This is a genomic window from Rubritalea sp. (genome assembly GCF_039830215.1).
In the GTDB taxonomy this organism is placed as follows: Bacteria; Verrucomicrobiota; Verrucomicrobiia; order Verrucomicrobiales; family Akkermansiaceae; genus Rubritalea.
Window position 1 is genome coordinate 1 of sequence record NZ_JBDOPO010000222.1, and the last position, 2,092, is coordinate 2,092.

Below are 2,092 nucleotides of genomic sequence, written 5' to 3' on the forward strand. Positions count from 1 at the left end.
GGGAATTGGAGGGGAGGTCGATCACTTCGTTAGCCACCGCATTACTGTCTTCTAGCAGCGTAAATTAATTTGCCTGTGCGCCGGGCCACCGAGCCCAATGCTGGTGGCGTGCTCGGTGCAAAAATTAGGGGCTTTACCTAGGTATTCGTCACCAATATTGATGCCTGTCGATACAGGCCTCTTTGTAGCGCTGAGCCTCTTAAGTTCACGGGAACGGGGGGCTCATTGATTAATATGGACCAAAGGCAAACCATGAAACGTAAAATCAGACGACACCGCGAGGAATTTAAGAGTGAAGTTCTCCAATATTCTACCGAAAGCTCTACGACCCTTACGCAAATCTGCAAAGAGTTGAATATTAGCCCAGTACTCGATCCGTCGATAAAGCTGAACCAGTGCCAAATGTCATAAAAACATCTGAGCTTCGATGAGCTGTATACCATCATATCTATTCTGCGCCGCAAGCGCGACTCACGAAGCTCTATTGTTTCAGTTCTCTGGAGAAAATCCTCCACAATAAATAGAGAACTGAAGCTAAACTTCACTGAGATAGTTGGGAATCGAGAGAACTAGCCTCGAAACTATCTATCAATTCATTTATGCAGACTTGAAGTAGATAGAAACCCTTCAGGGAGGCAAACGAGGTCACATTGCCAATCAGGACTTGATCGCATCATGCTCAGCTACAGTAGACCTTCGTCTTAGATTGGGGCGTTGGAAGCACGACACTATTATTGGAAAGGACTTCTTGAAATATCCTAATAACCATGGCCGAAAGGTTCATTCGTCACGCTCTGATGGCCAGGGCTGACAGCAAAACCACCGCAGCCGATTCGATGGCATTGCTTACACGAATTCCACCAAACCGAGACAAAGTTAAAACACCAAACGGCATCTTCTACAACAAGTAACTAGACCTGCGTTACATTTAGTGTCTTCCTCTCAGTGTTTCAACACGACTCTAGCCACCATATAAGCCGAACTAGAGTGACGACAATTAGACTTACCGCTGGAATAAAAGCCGTGCACAACGACAAGAATCTAGGAGTTTACAGCTCATCAAGAATGGTTCTCGGAACTTAATGATCGAAACTTCAACTGTAGTGAAAACTACTGTAGCCAAAATCATATCTAAGCACGGAAAATTCTCTAGGAGAATTTGTTTTTGTGACAAAGCAACCTAGGGACAAGGTTAACCAAAGGGATAAATTTAAAGAGGACTATATGGTTTCATAGCAGAGTAGGATTACTCTTTATGATGCAGCTATGAAGGTAGTAAGTTTTTTGTTAGATTGCTTTTAAGTAACATGAGATTGGTAGTCATTTAATGTTGGGTCTTCTGTGTAGTGACTTCCACTCGAACTGAAGCGTGCGTTGACCTCTTTCTGGGCGAGGCGGTTCTCGAGTTCTTTGATTCTCGATTCGAGCTGTTGGAGCTTCTTGAGCGAAGCTGAATCGGATTTCCTTGGGCAGCCAAAAAGCCATTTGTTGTCAACTAAGTGGTCCTTAGTACCACTACTCTCGAAGGCTTTAAGTTTTCTCCAGGTAGCTTTTTTGATGTTGTAGTCATCGCTGCCGAGTTCGAAGAATGTCTCATTGCAACCACCCATGTAGAGGCCTTTGACATTGAAGCCTTCCTGGCTGATGAGGCCAGCCATGATCTGTGAATTTTTTGCCCCACCTGAAAATCCACCACAGACGATTGGCCATTGGTCTGCGGCGGGCCATTGTTTCTGCATTTCAGCGAGTGCTGTTTTTATATTGGCAAGGAAGACAGAATAGCTCCATGCCGCCTTTGGGTCGGGTGCTGAGTCGACGGATAGCAAGATCCAGTTGTTGGTATTACAGCTCTTCCAGTAAGTTCGAGCCCCTTTGATGTTGTTCTTGGAGTCGCCTGATGTCCATTGGATAAAAATCGTGGTGGGTTTGCTGGGGGCGAAGGACTGAGGTAGTCCAATCAGCGTGCTGGTTTTGGTCACACTATGGCCCTTAGCCATGTCTTTCATCCATTGGCCTGAGTAGTTTTTGGTCCAGCTTACTTTCCAGCCTTTCCAGCCTTTCCAGCCTTTCCAGCCTTTTCCGCCCTTGAGCG

General features: G+C 45.7%; 2 protein-coding genes. One reads left to right on the top strand and one right to left on the bottom strand.

Annotation, left to right across the window (positions count from 1 at the left end; genetic code table 11):
- The first annotated feature begins 767 nt into the window (after positions 1-767).
- Positions 768-911: a hypothetical protein gene (locus ABGY95_RS07475; RefSeq protein WP_347441065.1), complete on the top strand. Its 144-nt coding sequence runs from the start codon at positions 768-770 to the stop codon at positions 909-911.
- Between the two features lie 387 nt (positions 912-1,298).
- Here ABGY95_RS07475 and ABGY95_RS07480 read toward each other — a convergent pair.
- Positions 1,299-2,092, bottom strand: a 794-nt coding sequence (locus tag ABGY95_RS07480; RefSeq protein WP_347441066.1) for a hypothetical protein, incomplete at its 5' end; no start/stop codon positions are given.

Bases quoted from the DNA above. Each gene is read 5' to 3' on its own strand.
- ABGY95_RS07475 (WP_347441065.1), top strand. From the start codon at position 768: ATGGCCGAAAGGTTCATTCGTCACGCTCTGATGGCCAGGGCTGACAGC.